General features: G+C 71.1%; 12 protein-coding genes and 1 tRNA gene. 2 read left to right on the forward strand and 11 right to left on the reverse strand.

Annotation, left to right across the window (positions count from 1 at the left end):
* Positions 1-25: 25 nt before the first annotated feature.
* A complete protein-coding gene (locus ACK4YQ_RS03110; protein ID WP_409608175.1) occupies positions 26-1,519 on the reverse strand; it encodes a CHAD domain-containing protein in 1,494 nt (497 codons plus the stop codon).
* Between the two features lie 60 nt (positions 1,520-1,579).
* Between ACK4YQ_RS03110 and bioB the strand changes: the two genes are divergently transcribed.
* Positions 1,580-2,578: a biotin synthase BioB gene (gene bioB / locus ACK4YQ_RS03115; protein ID WP_409608177.1), complete on the forward strand. Its 999-nt coding sequence runs from the start codon at positions 1,580-1,582 to the stop codon at positions 2,576-2,578.
* Between the two features lie 98 nt (positions 2,579-2,676).
* Positions 2,677-2,753: transfer RNA gene (locus tag ACK4YQ_RS03120), tRNA-Arg, on the forward strand.
* A 44-nt stretch (positions 2,754-2,797) separates the two neighbouring features.
* Here the strand turns inward: ACK4YQ_RS03120 and ACK4YQ_RS03125 are convergent.
* The 10 genes from ACK4YQ_RS03125 to ACK4YQ_RS03170 all read right to left on the reverse strand — a co-directional run bounded on the left by ACK4YQ_RS03125 (position 2,798) and on the right by ACK4YQ_RS03170 (position 19,494).
* On the reverse strand, positions 2,798-4,279 hold the full coding sequence (locus tag ACK4YQ_RS03125) for an NAD-dependent succinate-semialdehyde dehydrogenase (RefSeq protein WP_409608179.1): 1,482 nt from the start codon (positions 4,277-4,279) through the stop codon (positions 2,798-2,800).
* On the reverse strand, positions 4,279-5,559 hold the full coding sequence (gene gabT, locus ACK4YQ_RS03130) for a 4-aminobutyrate--2-oxoglutarate transaminase (RefSeq protein ID WP_409608181.1): 1,281 nt from the start codon (positions 5,557-5,559) through the stop codon (positions 4,279-4,281). Before gabT ends, ACK4YQ_RS03125 begins: the two co-directional genes overlap by 1 nt.
* Positions 5,560-5,582: 23 nt before the next feature.
* The gene (locus tag ACK4YQ_RS03135) at positions 5,583-6,776 is read right to left on the reverse strand and encodes an MFS transporter (RefSeq protein ID WP_409608183.1); all 1,194 of its coding nucleotides are present in this window, start codon (positions 6,774-6,776) and stop codon (positions 5,583-5,585) included.
* Entirely contained in the window at positions 6,773-8,440 is a 1,668-nt protein-coding gene (locus ACK4YQ_RS03140; protein WP_409608185.1) for a hypothetical protein, read from the reverse strand. The genes ACK4YQ_RS03135 and ACK4YQ_RS03140 overlap by 4 nt, the downstream gene beginning before the upstream one ends.
* The gene (locus ACK4YQ_RS03145) at positions 8,437-9,828 is read right to left on the reverse strand and encodes a sulfotransferase (RefSeq protein ID WP_409608187.1); all 1,392 of its coding nucleotides are present in this window, start codon (positions 9,826-9,828) and stop codon (positions 8,437-8,439) included. The genes ACK4YQ_RS03140 and ACK4YQ_RS03145 overlap by 4 nt, the downstream gene beginning before the upstream one ends.
* A gap of 7 nt (positions 9,829-9,835) precedes the next feature.
* Positions 9,836-12,193 (reverse strand): TonB-dependent receptor, encoded by a 2,358-nt coding sequence (locus ACK4YQ_RS03150; protein WP_409608189.1) that lies wholly within the window; start codon positions 12,191-12,193, stop codon positions 9,836-9,838.
* Positions 12,194-13,114 carry a carbon-nitrogen hydrolase family protein gene (locus ACK4YQ_RS03155; RefSeq protein WP_409608191.1) on the reverse strand — a complete coding sequence of 307 codons (921 nt, stop codon included), beginning with the start codon at positions 13,112-13,114 and terminating at the stop codon, positions 12,194-12,196.
* A gap of 79 nt (positions 13,115-13,193) precedes the next feature.
* On the reverse strand, positions 13,194-15,047 hold the full coding sequence (locus tag ACK4YQ_RS03160) for a PLP-dependent aminotransferase family protein (RefSeq protein ID WP_409608193.1): 1,854 nt from the start codon (positions 15,045-15,047) through the stop codon (positions 13,194-13,196).
* 107 nt (positions 15,048-15,154) lie between these two features.
* Positions 15,155-16,405, reverse strand: coding sequence for a TolC family protein (locus tag ACK4YQ_RS03165; RefSeq protein WP_409608195.1), 1,251 nt, complete (start codon positions 16,403-16,405; stop codon positions 15,155-15,157).
* A complete protein-coding gene (locus ACK4YQ_RS03170; RefSeq protein ID WP_409608197.1) occupies positions 16,405-19,494 on the reverse strand; it encodes an efflux RND transporter permease subunit in 3,090 nt (1,029 codons plus the stop codon). The genes ACK4YQ_RS03165 and ACK4YQ_RS03170 overlap by 1 nt, the downstream gene beginning before the upstream one ends.
* Positions 19,495-19,497 lie beyond the last annotated feature (3 nt).

Genomic DNA, 19,497 nt, shown 5'->3' on the forward strand with positions numbered 1-19,497 from the left:
ATCATATAAAGAAGTCTTTATACGATCAGCTGCGCCAGAAGGGCGCCGTTTCGTCCAGCCTGCGCATGGCCTTGGCCGCCCGGCGGACGCGGCCCTGCTTGCGGCCGGCGGCCTCGCCCACCAGCCGGCCGGCGGCGAACAGGGCCTGGCCCTCCAGCGGCTGTTCCGCAAGCAGCGCCTCGAGGCCCGCCTCGTCGTTCAGGGCGCCGAGCTCGTCCTGCAGCCCCTTGAGGCGCTTGACGAAACGGGCGGCGGCCTTGTCGTCGAACAGGGCGGCGAAGGCCTCCGCCGCGTAGCGCAGCTTCTTGGCCTGGATCCGCGCGTGGTGGCGGCCGGCGTCGTCGGTCCGAACCAGGTCGCGGCCGGCCTTCAGCAGCTTTCGCCGGCGCCGGTCGAGCGCACGGGCGGCGAAATCCTCCACGGCCGCCTCGCGCGCCTCGGCGGTCCCGGGCTCGGCGAGCCAGGCGCCGGTCTCGACCCAGGCCTCGGCGTCAAGCACCAGGGCGCGGAAGCGGGCGGAGGCCAGGGTGGCGGCGGTCTTGGCGTGGGCCCGGCCGCGGGCCGCCTCGAGCGCCTGGGCCAGATCGGCGAGCCCCACGGCGCCTTCGCGCCAGCCGTTGGCCGCTCGCGCCGGCTCCACCGTCTCGGCGATCAGCACGTCCAGGGCGCGCGCCTCGGCGCAGGCCTCGCCCAGCCAGGCGATCTCCCCGCGCAGCCGCTCGGCGCCGGCCTCGTCCAGCAGCGGCTTGAACACCGAGAGCGCGCTCTTCAGCCGACGGGCGCCGACGCGGATCTGATGCACCGCGCCCGGCGAGGGCGCCTCCCGCAGGATGGCGGCGTTAGCGGCGATCTGCGCCAGCGCGTCCCGGGCGATGATCTGGAAGCCGGCCGCACTGGTCGCGCCACGGGCCAGTCGCGCCTTCTCGCTCCGGCGAGGCTGGGCGATAACGCCCTCCGCCAGCGCCCGGCCCTGGGCCGCCTTGCTCTCAAAGGAGCGGTAGAGGGGCGCCGCGCGGCCAAGGTCGCGGGCGAGCGCGAACAGCGCGACCGGATCACCGGACTTCAGCTCGAGTTCCAGTTCGCACAGGTCCTTGCGCGCCTCGCCCGCGGCGATCTGCCCCTCGTCAAGGGCCAGCTCGATCTCGGCGACGCCGAGCCGCATCTGCCGCTGCCGGCGCCGGACGCGCACCTCGAACACCGGCGACAGGCCCTCGCGGGCGGCGTCGGGCGCGAGCGCCTCCACCACCGACAGGTCCAGCTCCGCCGCGTCCGGCAGCGCCGCCTCGTGCTCCTCGCGGGAGAAGCCGCCGCCGCGCTTGATCGTCTGGACCCGCTTGCCGCCGCCTTCGCGGATGCGCAAGGAGACCCCCGCCTTGCGTAACGTCTGGTGAGGCGTGTCGAAATAGGTGGAGACGAGCTCGCGCACCTCCTCCTGCCCGTCCGGAGCGGCGGCGAGGAGGGTCGGCACGTCGGCCGGTTCGCACAGGAATTTCAGCTCGATCTCCCGGCTGCACGCCATCGGCATCTTCTCCGAACCCCCGCCGCTGCTATAGGCGGCCCGACACTTCAGGAGCCCTCAATGAACGCCCACGTCCGCCCTGTCGATCCTGCTCTCCCGCGCCACGACTGGACGCTCGCCGAGATCGACGCCCTTTTCGAGCTGCCGTTCACCGAACTGGTGTTCCAGGCCGCGGCCATCCATCGGCGCTGGTTCGACCCGGCGGAGGTGCAGCTGTCGCAGCTGCTGTCCGTCAAGACCGGGGGCTGCCCGGAGAACTGCGGCTACTGCAGCCAGAGCCAGCATTTCAAGACCGGCGTGGCCGCAGGCAAGCTGATGGACGCCGACACGGTGGTCGCCGCCGCGGCCGAGGCCAAGGCCGGGGGCGCGCAACGCTTCTGCATGGGCGCGGCCTGGCGCGACCTGAAGGACCGGGACCTGCCGAAGGTGGCGGCGATGATCTCCGGCGTTAAGGCCCTTGGCCTGGAGACCTGCGCCACCCTGGGCATGCTGACGGCCGACCAGGCCCAGGCGCTGAAGGCCGCCGGGCTCGACTTCTACAACCACAACCTCGACACCGGCCCCGACTACTACGACAAGGTCGTCACCACCCGCACCTACCAGGACCGGCTTGAGACCCTGGCGGCCGTGCGCGACGCCGGCATCTCCACCTGCTGCGGGGGCATCGTCGGCATGGGCGAGACCCGGCGCGACCGGGCCGGGCTGCTGCACGCCCTGGCCACCCTGCCCGCCCATCCGGACAGCCTGCCCATCAACGACCTGATGCCGATCCCCGGCACGCCGCTCGGCCAGAGCGAAGCGGTCGACCCGCTGGAGTTCGTGCGGATGATCGCGGTGGCGCGGATCGTCTGCCCGAAGTCGGTGGTGCGCCTGTCGGCGGGGCGCGAGCACATGTCGCGCGAGCTGCAGGCCCTGTGCTTCCTGGCCGGCGCCAACTCCATGTTCGTCGGAGGCAAGCTCTTGACCACCGCCAACCCGGACAAGGACTCCGACACCGCCCTGATGGCTGACCTCGGCCTGAGGCCGATGACGCTCGGCCGCCGGCCGGAGCCGGCCTGAGGCCGCCGCCGCCGCCCCAGCCGCAAAAGGCCGCGGCGAACGCCAACGCCGTTTGCGGCCGGCCCGGCTTTCGGCTAGATACGCCCTCCGCTGAAGACGCACCCGTAGCTCAGCTGGATAGAGCGTTGCCCTCCGAAGGCAAAGGTCACACGTTCGAATCGTGTCGGGTGCGCCACTCCTCCCCTTGCCCGGCCGCCCAGGCGAACGGTGGCGCGTGCTTCAGTCCACGGCCATGCAGACGGCCTTGATGCTGAGGTACTCGTCCAGCCCGAAGTGCGAACCTTCGCGGCCGAGGCCGGATTCCTTCACCCCGCCGAACGGCGCGACCTCGGTGGAGATCAGCCCGGTGTTCAGCCCCACCATGCCGTACTGCAGCCGTTCGGGCACGCGCCACGAGCGCTTGGCGTCGCTGGTGAAGACGTAGGACGCCAGGCCGGCCCGCGTGGCGTTCGCCAGCTCGACGGCCTCGGCCTCGGTCTTGAACGCCACGATCCCGGCGACCGGGCCGAAGGTCTCCTCACGGGTCAGGAGCGCCCCGCGGTCTACCTGCGACAGCACGGTCGGGGCGAAGAAGCCGGCGTCGCCCAGCGGCGCCCCGCCGGCCAGCACCTGGGCCCCGCCCTTCACCGCGTCGTCCACGTGGCGGCGCACCTTGGCCACCGCCCGCTCGTCGATGAGCGGGCCCTGATCGGTTTCCCCGTCCAGCCCGTCGCCGACCCGCATCCGGGCGACCCGTTCGGCCAGCTTTTCGGCGAAGGCCCTGGCCACGCTCTCCTGAACGTAGAACCGGTTGGCGCACACGCAGGTCTGGCCGGTGTTGCGGAACTTCGAGGCGATCGCTCCCTCGACCGCCGCGTCGAGGTCGGCGTCGTCAAAGACGATGAACGGCGCGTTGCCGCCGAGCTCCAGCGACACGCGCTTGACCGTGTCCATGCACCTGGCCGCCAGCATCTTTCCGACCGGCGTCGAGCCGGTGAAGGTGAACTTGGCGATCCGCGGGTCGGTGGTCAGCACCTCGCCGATCGGCGGCGCCTCGCCGGTGACCACGTTGAACACGCCCGCCGGCACGCCGGCCTCCTCGGCCAGCACCGCCAGGGCGAGGGCAGAGAACGGCGTCAGCTCCGACGGCTTGAGCACCACCGTACAGCCTGCCGCCAGTGCCGGGCCGACCTTGCGGGTGATCATCGCCGCCGGGAAGTTCCAGGGCGTCACCGCCGAGACCACGCCCACCGGCTGCTTCAGCGCCAGGATGCGCCGATCGGCCTGGTGGCCGGGGATCACGTCGCCATAGGCGCGCTTGGCCTCCTCGCCGAACCATTCCAGGAACGCGGCCGCATAGGCGATCTCGCCGCGCGCCTCGGCCAGCGGCTTGCCCTGCTCGGCCGTCATCAGCCGCGCCAGGTCCTCCTGGTGCGCCATCACCAGGTCGAACCAGCGCCGCAGCACCTGTGCGCGCGCCTTGGCGGATTGCGCGGCCCAGCGCGCCTGCGACTCCGCGGCCGCGGTCGTGGCGGCCTCGGTCGCCGCTGCGCCCAGGTTGGGGACGTGGCCGATCGCCCGGCGCGAGGCGGGATTGACCACCAGGATCCGCTCCGCCGCCTCGATCCAGCGGCCGCCGATGTAGGCGGCCTCACGCAGCAGATCCGGCCGCTTCAGGGCGAGCCGGTCGCGCTCGGCCCTCATCTCAATCGCTTCCGACATCAGTCCAGCCTCAGGGCGTGTTCGAGAAGATCCAGGCCCTCGTCGAGCTGCGGGTCCGGGATCGTCAGGGGGTACAATAGGCGGATCGTCTCGCCGTGGACGCCGCACGACAGCAGAATCAGCCCGCCGTCCAGGGCCTTGGCCGTCACCCGCCTGGCGCTCGCCGCGTCGGGCTCGCGCCCGCCTCGGGCGGTCACGAGGTCGAAGGCCACCATCGAACCGAGGCCGCGAACGCCCGCGATCGGAGCCAGATCGTTGCGCGACGCCAGCGCCGCGAGCCGCTCCCGCGTTCGCTGACCCAGGGCCTCGGCGCGGGCCAGGAGGTTCTCCTCCTCGATCACGTCCAGCACCGCCAGCGCGGCGGCGCAGGCCACGGGAGAGCCGGCGTAGGTGCCGCCGAGCCCGCCTGGCTCGGCCGCATCCATCACCTCGGCGCGACCCACCACGCCCGACAGAGGGAAGCCGCCCGCGAGGGCCTTGGCCACCGTGATCAGGTCCGGTTTCACGCCGCTGTGCTGGACGCCGAACATGCGTCCGGTGCGGGCGAAACCCGCCTGCACCTCATCGACGATCAGGAGGATGCCGTGCCGGTCGCACAGCTCGCGCAGGGCCCGCATGAACTCCGGCGGCGCAGGGTGGAACCCACCCTCCCCCTGCACCGGCTCCAGCGTGATCGCCGCCACCCGGCTGGCCTCGACATCAGCGCGGAAGATGAACTCCAGGACCCGCAGGCTGTCCTCCACGCTCACGCCGTAGTGGGCGATCGGGAACGGGGCGTGGAACACCTCCCCCGGCATCGGTCCGAACCTGTGCTTGTAGGGCAACGCCTTGCCGGTCATCGCCATGGTCAGCATGGTGCGGCCGTGGAAGCCGCCGGTGAAGGCGATCACCGCCGACCGGCCGGTGGCCGCGCGGGCGATCTTCACCGCGTTTTCCACCGCCTCCGCGCCCGTGGTGAAGAGGATCGTCTTGGCCGGCCCCTCTATCGGGGCGAGGACGTTGAGCCGCTCGGCCAGGGCCACATAGGGCTCGTAGGCCGCCACCTGGAAGGCCGTGTGGGTGTACAGCCCCAGCTGCCCGGCGACCGCCGCCATCACCCTGGGGTGGCGATGCCCGGTGTTGAGCACCGCAATCCCGGCGGCGAAGTCGATGAATCTCCGCCCCTCGACGTCCCACAATTCCGCGTTCTCGGCGCGGGCGGCGAAGATCGGGGCGGCGGTGGAGACGCCACGCGGCACGGCGGCGGCGCGGCGGGCCAGGAGGTCCGCATTTGCAGTCATGTCGAAGTCTCGCTTCTGAAGGATCAGCTGGATCGGTCGAGCCCGCCGGCTGGCGGCCAGGCGAGCGCGGCTGAGGCGCACAGCCCGATGACGGCGACCGCCACCAGGCGGGGGAAGTGGGTCTCGTTCAACAGGACCCCGCCGAGTGCGGGTCCGGACGCCAGCCCCAGCTTCGAGAAGAAGCCCGCCAGGGTGGCGCTGCGCCCGCCGACGTCAAAGGCGGCGCAAAGGCCGAGCAGGTAGGGGATGACGAACGCCCAGACGACGGCGGTGACGATGTTGGCCGCGACGAACACCCAGGCCAGGTCGCTGCGCAGGAAGGCCAGCGTGCCCAGGATCGTCGCCGCGACCCCCAGGGCGATCGGCCGCAGCCGCCCCCAGCGCAGGCCCACGGCCACCACCAGCACCGATCCGAGCGCCCCGATCCAGTTCGCCGCGGCGAGCGTGTCGCTGATGAAGCGCAGGGTCAGGCCGTAGTGTCGCCCAAGGCCGATGACGTACGCGGCCAGGGCCATGTTTGCGGCCTGGAAGGCGAAGACGGCCATTAGAGCCGCGCCGAGGGGCGTCCATCGGGCCAGCCCCGCCGGCCGTTCATCCTCGGCCACGGGCGGCGCCTGGCGGGGCGGATAGTCGCTCAGGAACGGCAGCATGAGGCCGGCGCAGATGCTGAAGGCGGCAAGCGCCAGGAACAGCACCGGGGTGCCGAACCTTGGAACCAGCCCGGGCAGCAGCAACAGCCCCAATCCGCCAAGGCCGAACTGCACGACCAGCAGCATGCCGAACGTCCGGTCCGGGGTGCGTGTGCGGGCGATGACCGCAAAGCCGACGCCGACCAGCATGCCGCCGACGAGACCGTGTCCGAACCGCAGCGCCATCAGCGCGCCCGGCGCGGCGACGCGCGTCGAGACGAGGTCGATGCAGACCAGGGCGCACAGGAGCCCCACCACCGCCGGCTTCCAGCGGATGCGCGCGACGGTGAACACCGCCGCCAGCGCGCCGAGCGCCGCGCCGTAGACGTTCATCGAGGCGACCAGGCCCGCGCTGCGCGCCGAAAATCCAAGTCCGTCCTGCAGGCCGCTGACGAGGGCGGCCATGATGTTCACGTAGAACAGGCCGGCCGTGGCGATGAACGCCAGGAGAACGCTGGCGATCAGCCCGTCCGGGGCGGCCTTCGGCAGGGACGGTCGGCGGGGCGAAGCCGTCGCTTGGTGAGTCATGGGCAGAACGCCTTCACCTGGTTGGCGACTTCGGCGGCCGGGCCCCAGTCGAACCTGTTTTCGTCGCCGAAGGCGTAGAACACCACGCCATTGGGGAAGACGACGACGGAGATTCCACCGAAGCCGGACAGAAACGGCGTCCACACCGGCTGTGCGCAACCGACCAGGGGCGCCACGTCCCGCGCCCAGAAGCCGTGGGCGTAGCGAAGACGCGTCGAGCCGGCGGCCAGACCGCCTTCCCGACCGGGGCGCTGCAGCGCCTCGCCAATCAGCGCGGCGTCGAACAGCCGGTCCTGCTCGGCGGCGTTGGCGGACGACAGGAATACGCCGAGCCGCGCGGCGTCGTCGCGCGTGAGGAACAGTCCCCAGCCAGTGAAGGGCTGGTGGGCCTCGTCGAGGGTCCGCCGGGTCTCGTCGAGCGCGGAGCTCAGCTTCAACTCCCGCCAGATCGGGCGCAGCACGTCGTCGTAGAGGTCCGCCCCACCGCCCGCGCGCACGGCTCCGGACATCGCCGTACCCAGAAGGTAGGTGTCGGAGGTGTGATAGACCCACGTCTTGCCCGGGGCCTCGCGTCGCCGATAGCGCCCGCAGGCGAACGCCAGCTTTTCCGCGTGGGTGCGCGACAGGAAGAACGGCAGCGTTCCCGCGGCGTCCTCGTCGGCTTCGAAGGCGGCCGAACGGTAGCGGCCGGTGGCCATGTCCAGCAGGTCGAGGAGACGCACGTCGGTCCACGGATCGCGCGCATGGCAGTCCGGCGCGAGCTCGGCGACCACCCGTCCGGCCAGGCCCGGCTGCAGCCGCTCCAGCCGCATCAGCCCCAGTCCGCCCACCAAGGACTTGGCCAGCGAATAGGACGGGAGGGTCCGCCCCTCGCAATAGGGGTCCTCGCCGAAGCTCATCCTGCACGGCGCGGCATAGTTCACGCCGTCGACCACGAGCCCGTAGACGGCCTGCTCGTCGCCCGCCGCCTCTGCCAGCTTCGACAGGTCCAGGCCTGGCCGCATCTCCGTCAGGGCGGCGATCGGCGCGACGGGTAGCTGGGCGGCGCGGGTCTCCCGGTCGCGCGCGACCAGGGCCTCGCGGCCGGCCACCGGCCCGGCGGCGAAGCGCGGCTCGCCCGCCGCCCAGGCGTCGAACTTGTAGTAGGCGCAAGTCTCCGCGCCGATCTGCACCTTGGCGCTTCTGGCCGCCCCGCCCGCGGCCAGCTCGAGCCGCAGAAGCCCGTTGTGCACGCAGTTGGCGTTGACCTCGCGGAGCGCCACCGGGAACACGGCGACCGCGCCCTCCGCGGCCGCCCAGATCCGCCCTGGTCCCGCCGACCAGTCCCATGCGCCCGCCCGCGCGTCGGCCTGGACGATCCTGGGGATCAACCGGCCGCGGTCCTCCACGATGTCTGCGACGAGCGTCGGCCAGGCCAGCCGCGGGTCGCGCCCCAGCGGCGGGGCGTCGTCGCGCAGCACGTTCATCCCGTCCGGTCTTGGGCCGAAGTCGACCTCAAGCCGTCCCTCGATCCGCCGGGAAGGCGGCCGGGCGCCCGCAGGCGGCGCGAACGCGGCCGCAGGCTCTGGACGCGAAGGCGGCGCGGCGGCGACGGCGCCCGCCCAGCCCACGCCCGCCCAGCCCACGCCCGCCAGGAGCGCGCCCATCAGACGCCGGCGGCTCACAGCACGCCCTCGGCCCGCAGGCCCTCGGCCAGCGGCGCCAGCTGCGCCTCGTAGCGCCGCCACAGGCCGAGCGAGTCCCGATAGATCGGGCGGCGGACCTGGGCTGCGCTCGCCGTCGCGGCCGGCGCCGGATTGGCGTGAAACGCCAGGCATGCGGGCTCCCAGTCGAGCCCTGCCGCCGCGACCAGCCGGCGGCTCTCGCCCGCCTGGTCCTCGATCAGCGCCTCGTAGTCGATCTCGATCATCCGGTCAGGCAGGGCGGCCCGCCAATGGTCCATCAGCCGCCGATAGGCGCCGATGTACCGGGCGATGTCCGACAGGCTGTAGGAGTACGGGCAGCCTGTGCGGAACAGCGTTTTCAGCAGCGCATAGCCGTTGTCCATCGGATCGCGCCGCACATGCACGATCCGGGCGGTCGGCAGGCTCAGCGCGATCAGGCCGATGTAGAGGTAGTTGGCCGGGGTCTTGTCGATCAGGAACGGCGCCCCGGCTCCGTAGGTCCGCTGCCGCCGAAGATAGGCCCGCCCGAGCGCGGCGAAATCGAGTTGCGCGCACCGCGCGACGAGGGCGGCCTTGTCGGGCGCCGGTCCCGCCGCCTCGGTCAGCGCCAGGGCGAAGTCGCTGATTTCCCCCAGGCTCTCCACCTGGGTGTGGGCGCTCAGGATGCGGTCGACCAGCGTCGTACCCGACCGCGGCAGGCCCAGCACGAAGATCGGTCCCGGCCCGGCCTGCACTCGCGGTGCGAGGCCCATCAGCTGCGCGCTGAAGGCCTCTTGGATCTGGCGCATGGTCTCCAGGTCGGCCTCGACCCGGTAGCTCAGAAGGCTGCGCCGCCGGGCCGCGCCGCGGGCCAGCCAGTCCCACGCGGCTCGATGGTCGCCTAGGTCCTCCAGTTCCTTCGCCAGCGCATAGCTGAGCACGGCCTCGGCGCCTGGATGGCGAACGCGCCCGACAGCCTGGATCAGCGCCGCGACGTGGTTCGTCTCCGGCGTCCAGCGCTTGAGGATCGCGCGATTGTAGAAGGCGTCGGCGTCGGACGGATCGAGTGCGATCACCCGGTCGAACAGCGCCTCCGCCTCGGCATGATCACCGGTGGCCACCAGCGCGGCGGCCAGGTTGTAGAGCGCCCCCGCCGAGTTCGGGGCGAGCCCGGCGGCCAGCCTGTAGCACCGCACGGCGTCGGCGTAGCGGCCGTTCGCCAGGTGGATCTCGCCTGCGCCCTGCAGGGCTGCGGCGTCCCCCGCCAGGGACGGCTCCAGGCGGCGGAGGGCCGCATCAGCCTCGTCGCGCCGGCCGTGCTGCACCAGAGCCCTCACGGCCTCCAGCCCTGCCGCGCCCCAAGAGGCGGCGAGGTCACGGATCGGCGGTGAGAGCCCCGGTTGGGTCATGGCGGCGTCAGAACGCGTAGTCGAGCGTCAGCCCGACCGTGCGCGGAAGGGTGATCAGGTCCTTTGCGCCGCTGCCGTAGTAGCCCGCCGCCGGAACCGAGCCCATGTAGCTCTCGGTGAAGCGTCCCGTCACGCCGTCGGCGTTGAAGATGTTCTTCACGAAGAGCGTGGCCGACCATTTGTCGAAGGTCGCGGTGGCCGAGGCGTTCCAGATCTGGAACGGCGGCAGGCCGACGTTGATCTTGCTCGAGGTGGTCACCGCGTTGCGCGTGGACGACTGATAGTACCCGTTCAACCGGCCTGTCAGGATCACCCCGTTGGACAGCGTCCTGGAGTGGTCGACCGCGAAGGTCACAGCGTGCTCCGGCGAGCCGGGAAGGCGCGCGTCCTTCAGCGCGACTGGGATCGTGCCGCCGGTGGGCGGATAGGTGTTCTCGCTGAGCTTGGCGTCGGTGTAGGTGTAGCCGAGGTTGTAGTGGACGCCCGCCAGGCGGCCGTCGACCTGCGCCTCGAGCCCCATCGAGCGGGCCTTGCCGCCGTTCTGGGCGACGAAGAAGCCCCAGTTCGGCGTGACCGTGTTGATCTGGATGTCCTTCCAATCGACGTAGAACAGCGCCGCGCTGTACATCACGCCGCGAGCGACGCCCTTCACGCCGGCCTCATAGTTGACCACCCGGTCCGGGCCGTACTGCTGCCAGAGCGGATCCTCGGCGTAGCGGCCGACGATCGGCACTGCGTTCGCGCCGCCCCGGCGATAGCCTTCCGAGACCGTCGCATAGGCCAGCCCCCGCTCGCCGAACTTCCAGGAGACGTTGGCCTTGAACAGCGCCTTGCTGTCCGACGACTGGAAATGCGGGTTCGTCGGCGCCGAGAGCGCGGTGTAGACTGGCACGTCCATGAAGGTGGCGCTCTTCGACTCGTTGTCGAACCAGCGCACCCCGCCCGTCGCCTGGAGGCGGTCGGTGAAGTGGTAGGTGAGCTCGCCGAACAGCGCCTTGTCGGTGAAGTCCTCGTGCCGGTTGTAGATGAAGTCCTGGTCCGACTGCACGGCCGCGGCGTAGGCCGGGAACGCCGTGTCCCACGCCCGCTTGAATCCCCGCAGGAAGCTGTCCTGCGTCGCCCCGAGCTTCTGCTTGGCGTAGAAGGCGCCGACGACGTAGTCGAACGGTCCCTCGGTGTTCGACACCAGCCGCAACTCCTGGATGAAGGCCTTGTCGGAATAGGTGCGCACCGCCGAGGCCATCGGCCGCGGGAAGTTGTAATAGAAGGCCAGCCAGCCGCTCTTCGCGTAGTAGCCGGTGTTTTCGCTGACGCTCTCGCCGTGGTGATTGTACGACGAGGTCGACGAAGTGAGCGTGGCGAACCCTAGGTCGACCGTGGCCTCCATAGCCGTCAGGGCGACGTCCCGCGAGGACGGCTCAAGTTGGATCGAGCCGTTGTCGTACTTGCCGTAGGGCCGGCCGTAGCCGTCGAAGCCGCGCGTCACTTGGCGGCGGCCGCCGATCTCGTCCGACTGCTGGGTGTAGGACAGCGTCAGGTCGAGCCAGTCCGTCGGCTGCAGGCGCAGGGCCGCACGCCCGTACCAGATGTTGACGGTGTCGGCGTCGTCATGGCGCTCATAGACCGCGTCCGGCGATAGCACGCCCGACGGTGCGACCGGCGCCCCCGAGGCGTCGAGCTTGTAGACGTTCACATAGTCGGTGAGGCCCGGATAGTCCTGCACGCTGCCGGTCAGCCGCAGGGCCGCCTTCTCACCGAGGGGCAGGTTCACCGTGGCGTCGCCGGCCCATCCCACGCCGCCCGAGCCATCGACCTTGGACGCCGTGGCGCTGGCCTTGCCGCCGAACTCGCCGAGCTGGGGCGATCGCAGGATGTAGCGGATCGTGCCGCCGAGGGAGCCGGAGCCGTAGAGCGTGCCCTGCGGGCCGCGCAGCACCTCGACCCGGTCGACGTCCTTCAGGGCGAAATTCGCATAGACCGGCGTGTCGTTGACGTAGCTCGACACCGGCGCGACCGCCGAGACCGCGTAGTCGCCGAGGATGGCGGTGTCGACGTTCAGCCCGCGGATCTGGATGCTGTTGGAGACGCCCTGGTTGCGGTAGCCGCGATCGACGACCGACACGCCCGGCACCGTGCGCAGCAACTCGGCCGAGTTCTGCACCTTGGCCTGGTCGATCGACTGCCCGGACACCGCGGAAATGTTGTAGGGCACGTCGAGCACGCGCTCTTCGCGCCGGGTGGCCGTCACCACGATCTCCGACACCATCGACGGCTCGCCAGACTTCGCCGCCGTTTGGGCCGTCGCCTGGGAGGCGACGACGGACAACGACATCGCAGTCGTCGTCATCAGAATGGACCTCAACATCTACCCCTCCTTCTTGTCGTACTGGCTTGGCCGGGGCGGCGACGCGACGGCGTCTGTTTCGCCTGCCGGGTCGAGGTTCGCCTCGGGCTTCTCGAGGGGCCCCAGCGCAGCCAGCGGCGCCGAAACAGCGCCGTCGCGGTAGGGCGGATAGGTGGACGGGCCGTCGCGGAAGCTCTTCAGCACCTGGCCCAGGCCGTGCCAGCCGCGCTCGCGCACGCGGCGCACGTAGCCGAGGTCCAGCTCAGCAGCGATGATGTCGCGGCCTGAACCTGCCTCGTAGATCGCCTCCCCGCCCGGCCCGTAGAGGGCGGAGCGGCCGTTGCCCAGCCGCCCCGCCAGGTTCACGTCGACGAAATAGCACTGGTTCTGCGCCGCACTGGCGCGGGCGATCGCAAGCTCGACGTCGCGGTCGATCGTGTTGGTCAGCCCCGGATGGATGATCGCCTCCGCGCCCATCCAGGCGAGGGTGCGCGAGGTCTCGGGGAACCACATGTCGTAGCAGATCGAGACCCCGATCCGCCCGATCTTGGGGATGTCGAAGGTCATGCACTCCGCCCCCCCGGCGACCCCGGCTTCGTAGGGCCGGAAGGGGTAGATCTTGCGGTACTTCAGGACCACCGCGCCCGTCGGGTCGATCACCGGGCAGGTGTTGAAGACCTGATCGCCGACCCGCTCGAAGATCGATCCGCCGACCAGCCAGACGCGGTTGTCCCGGGCCATGGCGCGCAACCGGGTCTCGGCCGGACCGCCGGGCTCCTGAGCGTGAGCCACCGCAGGCCCGTAGGCGGCGAGTTCGCCGAGGACGACAAGATCGACCCATGACAGCCGCCGCTTGGCGGCCGCCACCTCGTCGGAAATCCTGTCCAGATTGTCGCCGGCCTCAAGGTCGAGCTGCAGCCCGGCGACGGCCAGATGCGACATGCGAAAGTCCCTCCACCCGCGTGATGTGAAGGGAAGGTGACGGTCATGCGCCCGTCAGCGTAGGTCCAGATGCCGGAATCTATGGAGCCAGATTCGCCCTTATCGCCTCGTCGTCGATTGCAGCGTTCGGCTTGATCACGCCGCGGTTGAACAGGAGCCGGTCGGACCGGTACCAGCGGATCTGGTCGCCGTCGATCACGGTCAGGAACCGCGCCGTCTCGCCGTAGGACCACTCGTTCCAGCGGCGGCACCAGAAGTCGCCCTCCATCCACCAGGAGCCGACGTCGCAGTCCTCGTGGGCGTACCCCGCCTTGCCGACCAGCCGCCCGTCCGGCAGCACGTCCACCTCGTAGGGGTCGCCATAGGCCGTCCGGCACAGAAGCTTGGCGCCCGAGATCCTCTCCCGTAGCGCCGCCCCCTCCATCCAGGCGTGAGCCGCCGGATCCAGCCGGTCGAGACTGGGCTGCGTCAGGCTGCGGATCACCTCCGCCAGGATGGCCACCCCTTCGCGGATCTTGCCGGCCGGAATGGCCGTCACCCCCATGCGAAACTGGCTCGAGGCCGCTCCCGGCGCGGCGTAGAAGCGGTCGGCAGGCTCGATCAGCACGCCTCGCTTGGCCGCCTCGTTGGCGAGTTGGCGGGTCGACAGCTCCGCGGGCCCCTCCACCCAGATCGCCGTGCCGTTCGAACGCGGGTCGATCGCGACCAACTGGGGCAGGTGGTAGTTCAGAGCGTCACGCAGCGCGTTCAAACGCTCCCGCAGCACCCGCTGCTGCCGGCCGAGGATCACGTCGTAGTGCCCAAGCGAGAGGAAGAAGGCGGCCGTGCGCTGGGCGGCGCGGGGCGCCGACCCGGCGATCAGGGTCCGAAGGCGCCGCAATTCGCGCACCAGGTCGGCGTCGGCGACGATGAATCCGAGGCCGAGGCCCGGGCCCAGCACGTCGCAGAGATCGGCGACGTAGATCACCCGACCGACCTGGTCCATGCCGCGGAGCGCGGGCGCGGCCTTGTCCGTGAAACCTCCGCTGGCGGCCAGGTCGTACTCGACGACCAGGCGGTCGCCCGCCTCCGCCTGCTCCAGCAGGCGGCGTCTGCGCCTCTCGGAAAGGCGCGCACCGGTCGGATACTGGCAGGCCGGCGTGAGGAAGACGAGGCCTGCCCCCGGGTCGATCTCGTCCACGACCATGCCGTTGGCGTCGACCGGAGTCGGCGTCACGTCCGCGCCGTGCAGCCGCAGAAGCTGCCCAAGGTCCGGGAAACCCGGCTCCTCGACGGCCGCCCGCATCCCCCGGTTAACGAAGGCCCTGATCAGCAGGCTGAACGCCGCCCGCCGTCCGCCGACGATCAGAACCTCATCAGCGCCGGCCTGGACGCCGCGCCGCGGCAGGATCTTGGTGCGGATCTCGTGAACCAGCCGCGCGTCGTCGAGTTCGCCGCCGTCCTGGCTCCACTCGGCGAACTCCTGGGCGCTCAGGGTCGAGCGCACCGCATCGCGCCACTCCGGGCCCGGCGACAGCGAGGCGTCATAGGCTCCATCCAGGAACGGGTAGGGATTGAGCTCCCAGTTCGGCGGCGCGCGGCCCTCCCCTTCGGTGCGGACCACGGTCTGTAGCCGCGAGCGCCAGGGCGAGACGGCCGACGGCTGGCGCTCCTCCCGATGGCGTCCGATCCGGACCGCCTCGAACAGCGCGTCGCTTACGAACACGCCGCTGCGCTCGCGGCCGGCCAGATAACCGTCGGCGACGAGCTGCTGATAGACCAGCGAGACCGTGTTGCGCGCGATGCCCAGATCGGCCGACAGGCGGCGCGTAGACGGCATGCGCACGCCCGGCTCGAGGCTGCCGGAAACGATGGCGTCGATCACCCGCTGACGGAGCTGCGTCTGCAGGCTCTGAGGCCCGTTCTTGTCGAGATAGAAGACGGCTTCCGCCATGACGCATCCGCGCTGACCAGACCTCGCGACAATCTGGACCTACACGATCTGGCGCACTGGCGCCACGCCGACGCCGAGCCGGCGCGTCCGGCATCGGCCCAGGCCGGTCAGTCCTCTTCAGAAAGCCACAGCTCGTGCGCGTCCAGTGCGAGGCGAAGCAGGCGCCTGTGGGCTTCAGCGCGGGCGGCCAGTTCTGACCGGCGGGCTTCGAAGTCTTGGCGCTCGGCCAGCAGCCGATCGCTCAGGTCGCGTTCGCCGAGGTCGTAGGCGCGGGCGATGCGGCGCGCGGCGGCTTCGGACGCCGTGCGCGCGGCGTTGGAGGCCCGCCAGGCGTCCAGGGCCGAGGAGGCGGCGATGACGTCGCCGCGCGCCGTCGCCCGCACCTCCCTTGCGATCCTCGTGAAACGGGCCTCGGCGGCGGAGGCCTCGGCGGCCTGACGGTCCGCAGCGGCGGTGCGCCGGGGGCCGCTGAAGGGGATCGAGACGAAGACGCCGACGCCGCTTTCCTCCCCGTTGCGCTCGGAGAAGGTGCGCACGCCCAGGCTCGGATCAGGCAGCCGGTCCTGGCGGACGCGGCTGGCGAGGAAGCGTTCGCGGTCGGCCACGGCGCGAGCGATGCTGATCTCGTGGCTGCGTTCAAGGATGATGTCGGGCCAGGCTTCGAAGGCGCGCGCCGGCGCCGCCGGGGCCGACAGCACAGGGGCGCTGGCTGGCGCCAGTCCGGGGAACATGGTCTCCACCTCCGCTCGGGCGGCGGATTCGTCGCCAGCGGCCTGGGCCGCGGCGGCGCGCGCGCGGGCTTCGGCGACACGGGCCTGCTCCAGGTCGAGAAGCGAGGCGTCCTGCAGCTCGACGCGCCGGGCCAGGGCGGCGGCCTCGCGGGCGTAGACCGCCAGTTCGGCCTCGGCGAGTTGGCGGCGTTCGGCGGCCTCGGCCCAGGCTATCCACCGGTCGACCAGCGTCAGGGACGCCTGGTGGCGCGCGTCGTCGACGCCGTCCTCGGCCGCCTTCAGGCCGGCGCGCCCCGCGGCGCGGTCCATCGCCGCCTTGCCGGGCAGGCGGACGCCGCGGGCGGCCTGGAACGAGTACTCCGAATAGCTCCCTTCCCGGCGCACCCTGCGGTCGTCAAAGGCCAGGGTGACCTGGGTCTCGTGATCGCCGGCGTTCAGGATGCGCTGATCCGCGCGAGCCGCCCCCAGCATGGCGCGGGCTTCGGCGAGTTGCGGCGAGGCCTCCAGCGTCTCGAGGATCATCGTGTCCGGCGGCAGGAACTCAGGACGGACCATCCCGGTCTCCGCCGCCTGGGCGATCGCGGGCGCCAGGATGAGCGCCGAGGCAATAAGGACGAACGCGCGCATCAGTCAGCCGACTCCGAGGCGGCGGCGCCGTGCTCCAGGCCGAAGCGCCGATAGAGGATGGGAAGCAGGATCAGGGTGAGGAAGGTGGAGGTGACCAAGCCCCCCACCACGACGATGGCGAGAGGCTTCTGGATCTCCGAACCGGGACCGCTGGCGAGCAGCAGCGGAACCAGGCCCAGCGCCGTGATCGAAGCGGTCATCAGCACCGGCCGCAGGCGACGGCGGGCCCCTTCCGTGACCGCCTGGCTGACCGGCAGGCCGCGCTGGACGAGGTCGTTGAAGTGCGAAACGAGCACCAGACCGTTCAGCACAGCGATGCCCAGCAGCGCGATGAAGCCGACGGAGGCCGGCACTGACAGGTACTGGCCCGAGGCCCAGAGGCTGAGCATGCCGCCGATCACCGCGAAGGGGATGTTGGCGAGGATCAGAAGAGCCTGGCGCACCGAGCGCAGGGTGACGAACAGAACCAGGAAGATCAGCCCCAGGGCGGCGGGCACCACAACGCCCAGGCGGGCGGCCGCGCGGCGCTGGTTTTCGAACTGGCCGCCCCACACCAGCCGATAGCCCTGCGGCATCGGAACGTCGCGGGCGACCCGCTCCTGGGCCTCCTTGACGAAGCCCACGAGGTCGCGGCCGGTCACGTAGGCCTGCACGACCGCGAAGCGCGAGGCGTTCTCGCGATCGATCTTGACCGGCCCCTGGACGCGCTCGACCACGGCCAGGTCGCCGACCCGGGCGAAGCCGCCGTCGGGGGTGGCGATCTCGACCTGCTCCAGGGCCTCGGGCCGGGCCCGGGCCTCGTCCGGTCCGCGGACGAGCACTGGCGTGCGGCGGCCGGGCTCGAACACCACGCCAGCCGGCGCGCCCTCGATCTGGGCGCGAAGCTCGTCCTGGACCGCTTCGATCGACAGGCCGGCGCGGCTCGCCGCGCCGCGGTCCATCTGAAGCTGCAGGTAGTCCACGCTGTCGCCGGCGACGGTATAGACGTCGGCCGCGCCGGGGGTCGCCATGATGGTCGACTGAATCCGGGTGGCCAGGTCGCCGAGCGTCGCCAGGTCCGGCCCGAACACCTTCACGGCCAGATCCCCGCGGCTTCCGGTCAGCATCTCGGAGACGCGCATCTCGATCGGCTGGGTGAAGGCGGCCTCGACGCCCGGGAAGTCCGCGGCGACCTTGCGGATCTCGTCCGTCAGCCACGCCTTGTCCTGGCGACGCCACTCGCTCTTGGGCGCCAGCACCAGGAAGCTGTCGGTCTCGTTCAGGCCCATGGGGTCGAGCCCCAGTTCGTCGGACCCGACACGGGCGACGATGCGCTTCACCTCGGGGACGCGGTCGAGGACGGCCCGCTGCACGGCCATGTCCTGGGCGGCGCTCTCGTCCAGATTGATGGACGGCAGCTTGGCGAGCTGCATGAGGATGGCGCCCTCGTCCATGGTCGGCATGAAGCTCTTGCCGATGAAGACATAGCCGGCTCCGGCGGCGGCCATGCCGACGGCGGCGGCGGCGATCACCGGCATGGGCCTGGCCAGAGAGCGGGCGAGCAGGCGCTCGTAGACGGGGCCGATCCTGCGCATCAGCCAGGACTCGTGATGGGGCGCCGGCTTCAGCAGGAACGAGGCGAGCACCGGGATCAGGGTGAACGACAGGACCAGCGAGGCCGCCAGGGCGAAGACTATGGTCAGGGCCACCGGCGCGAAGAGCTTGCCCTCCAGTCCCTGCAGGCTGAGCAGCGGCATGAAGACCAGGCAGATGATCAGAACGCCCGAGACCACCGGGACGGCGACTTCGCGCGCGGCCTCATAGATCAGATGCAGCTTGCGCGGGCGCGACGCCGCCGGGTCGGTCAGACGCTCGACCGTGTTCTCGACCACCACCACGGCGGCGTCGACCAGCATGCCGATGGCGATGGCGAGACCGCCCAGGCTCATCAGGTTCGCCGACAGGCCGAAGGCTCGCATGAGCAGAAAGGTCGAGAGGGCGGCGAACGGCAGGGTCACCGCCACCACCACCGCCGCGCGCCATTCCCCCAGGAACAGCATGAGCAGGATCACCACCAGCACCGTGGCTTCCATCAGGGCGTGGGTGACGGTGCCGGTCGCCCGGTCGACGAGTTCGGAACGGTCGTAGAAGGGTCTGATCTCGACGCCCGGCGGCAGGCTGGCCTTGACCTCGTCGAGCCGCGCCTTGACGGCGTCGACCACGGCGCTGGCGTCGGCGCCTCGCAGGGCGATGACGATGGCCTCGGCGGTCTCGCCCTTGCCGTCCTCGGTGACGGCGCCATAGCGGGTCAGGGCGCCGGTGCGGACCTGCGCCACATCCCCCAGCCGAACCGAGCCGCCGCCTGGCAGGGCGATGGCGGTGGCGCGAAGGTCATCCAGCGAGGTCGCCGCGCCGACCACGCGCACGATCAGGGCCTCCTCGCCTTCCGTCAGGCGCCCGGCCCCGTCGTTGCGGTTGGCCGCCTCGACCGCGCTCCTCAGCTCGGCGGCGGTGAGCCCCGCGCTGGCCAGGGCGGCGGGATCGGGGATGATCTCGAAGGCGCGCGCGCGTCCACCCAGCACGTTGACGTCGGCGACGCCGGGCAGGCCGCGCAGCGCTGGACGCACCGTCCAGTCCAGCAGGGTGCGCCGCTCCTCCAGGGTCAGGCCGCCGCCCTCCAGGGTGAACATGTAGACGTCGGACAGCGGGGTGGAGATCGGCGAGAGGCCGCCGGTGACGATTGGCGGCAGGCTCGCCATGGCGTTGGCCAGCCGTTCGGCGGTCTGCTGGCGCGCCCAGTAGACGTCCGTGCCCTCCTTGAAATCGAGGGTGATGTCGGCGATCGCGTACTTGGCGGTGGAGCGCAGGATCGCCTGGTTCGGAATGCCCAGGAGCTCCATTTCCAGGGGCGTGATGACCTGGTTTTCGACCTCCTCCGGGGTCATGCCGGGCGCCTTCAGGATGATCTTCACCTGGGTCGGCGAGATGTCCGGGAAGGCGTCGACCGGAAGCTGCCGATAGGCCGACCATCCGGCGAGGATCAGGCCAAAGGCCGCGACGACGATCATCAGGCGCTGCGACAGCGCGACTGAAACGAGGCGTGACAGCATCGG

This window comes from Phenylobacterium sp. (assembly GCF_046291545.1).
Lineage (GTDB): Bacteria > Pseudomonadota > Alphaproteobacteria > Caulobacterales > Caulobacteraceae > Phenylobacterium.

Bases quoted from the DNA above. Each gene is read 5' to 3' on its own strand.
- ACK4YQ_RS03155 (WP_409608191.1), bottom strand. From the start codon at position 13,114: ATGTCGCATCTGGCCGTCGCCGGGCTGCAGCTCGACCTTGAGGCCGGC.
- gabT (WP_409608181.1), bottom strand. From the start codon at position 5,559: ATGACTGCAAATGCGGACCTCCTGGCCCGCCGCGCCGCCGCCGTGCCG.
- ACK4YQ_RS03110 (WP_409608175.1), bottom strand. From the start codon at position 1,519: ATGGCGTGCAGCCGGGAGATCGAGCTGAAATTCCTGTGCGAACCGGCC.
- ACK4YQ_RS03170 (WP_409608197.1), bottom strand. From the start codon at position 19,494: ATGCTGTCACGCCTCGTTTCAGTCGCGCTGTCGCAGCGCCTGATGATC.
- ACK4YQ_RS03165 (WP_409608195.1), bottom strand. From the start codon at position 16,405: ATGCGCGCGTTCGTCCTTATTGCCTCGGCGCTCATCCTGGCGCCCGCG.
- ACK4YQ_RS03135 (WP_409608183.1), bottom strand. From the start codon at position 6,776: ATGACTCACCAAGCGACGGCTTCGCCCCGCCGACCGTCCCTGCCGAAG.
- ACK4YQ_RS03160 (WP_409608193.1), bottom strand. From the start codon at position 15,047: ATGGCGGAAGCCGTCTTCTATCTCGACAAGAACGGGCCTCAGAGCCTG.
- ACK4YQ_RS03125 (WP_409608179.1), bottom strand. From the start codon at position 4,279: ATGTCGGAAGCGATTGAGATGAGGGCCGAGCGCGACCGGCTCGCCCTG.
- ACK4YQ_RS03145 (WP_409608187.1), bottom strand. From the start codon at position 9,828: ATGACCCAACCGGGGCTCTCACCGCCGATCCGTGACCTCGCCGCCTCT.
- bioB (WP_409608177.1), top strand. From the start codon at position 1,580: ATGAACGCCCACGTCCGCCCTGTCGATCCTGCTCTCCCGCGCCACGAC.
- ACK4YQ_RS03150 (WP_409608189.1), bottom strand. From the start codon at position 12,193: ATGTTGAGGTCCATTCTGATGACGACGACTGCGATGTCGTTGTCCGTC.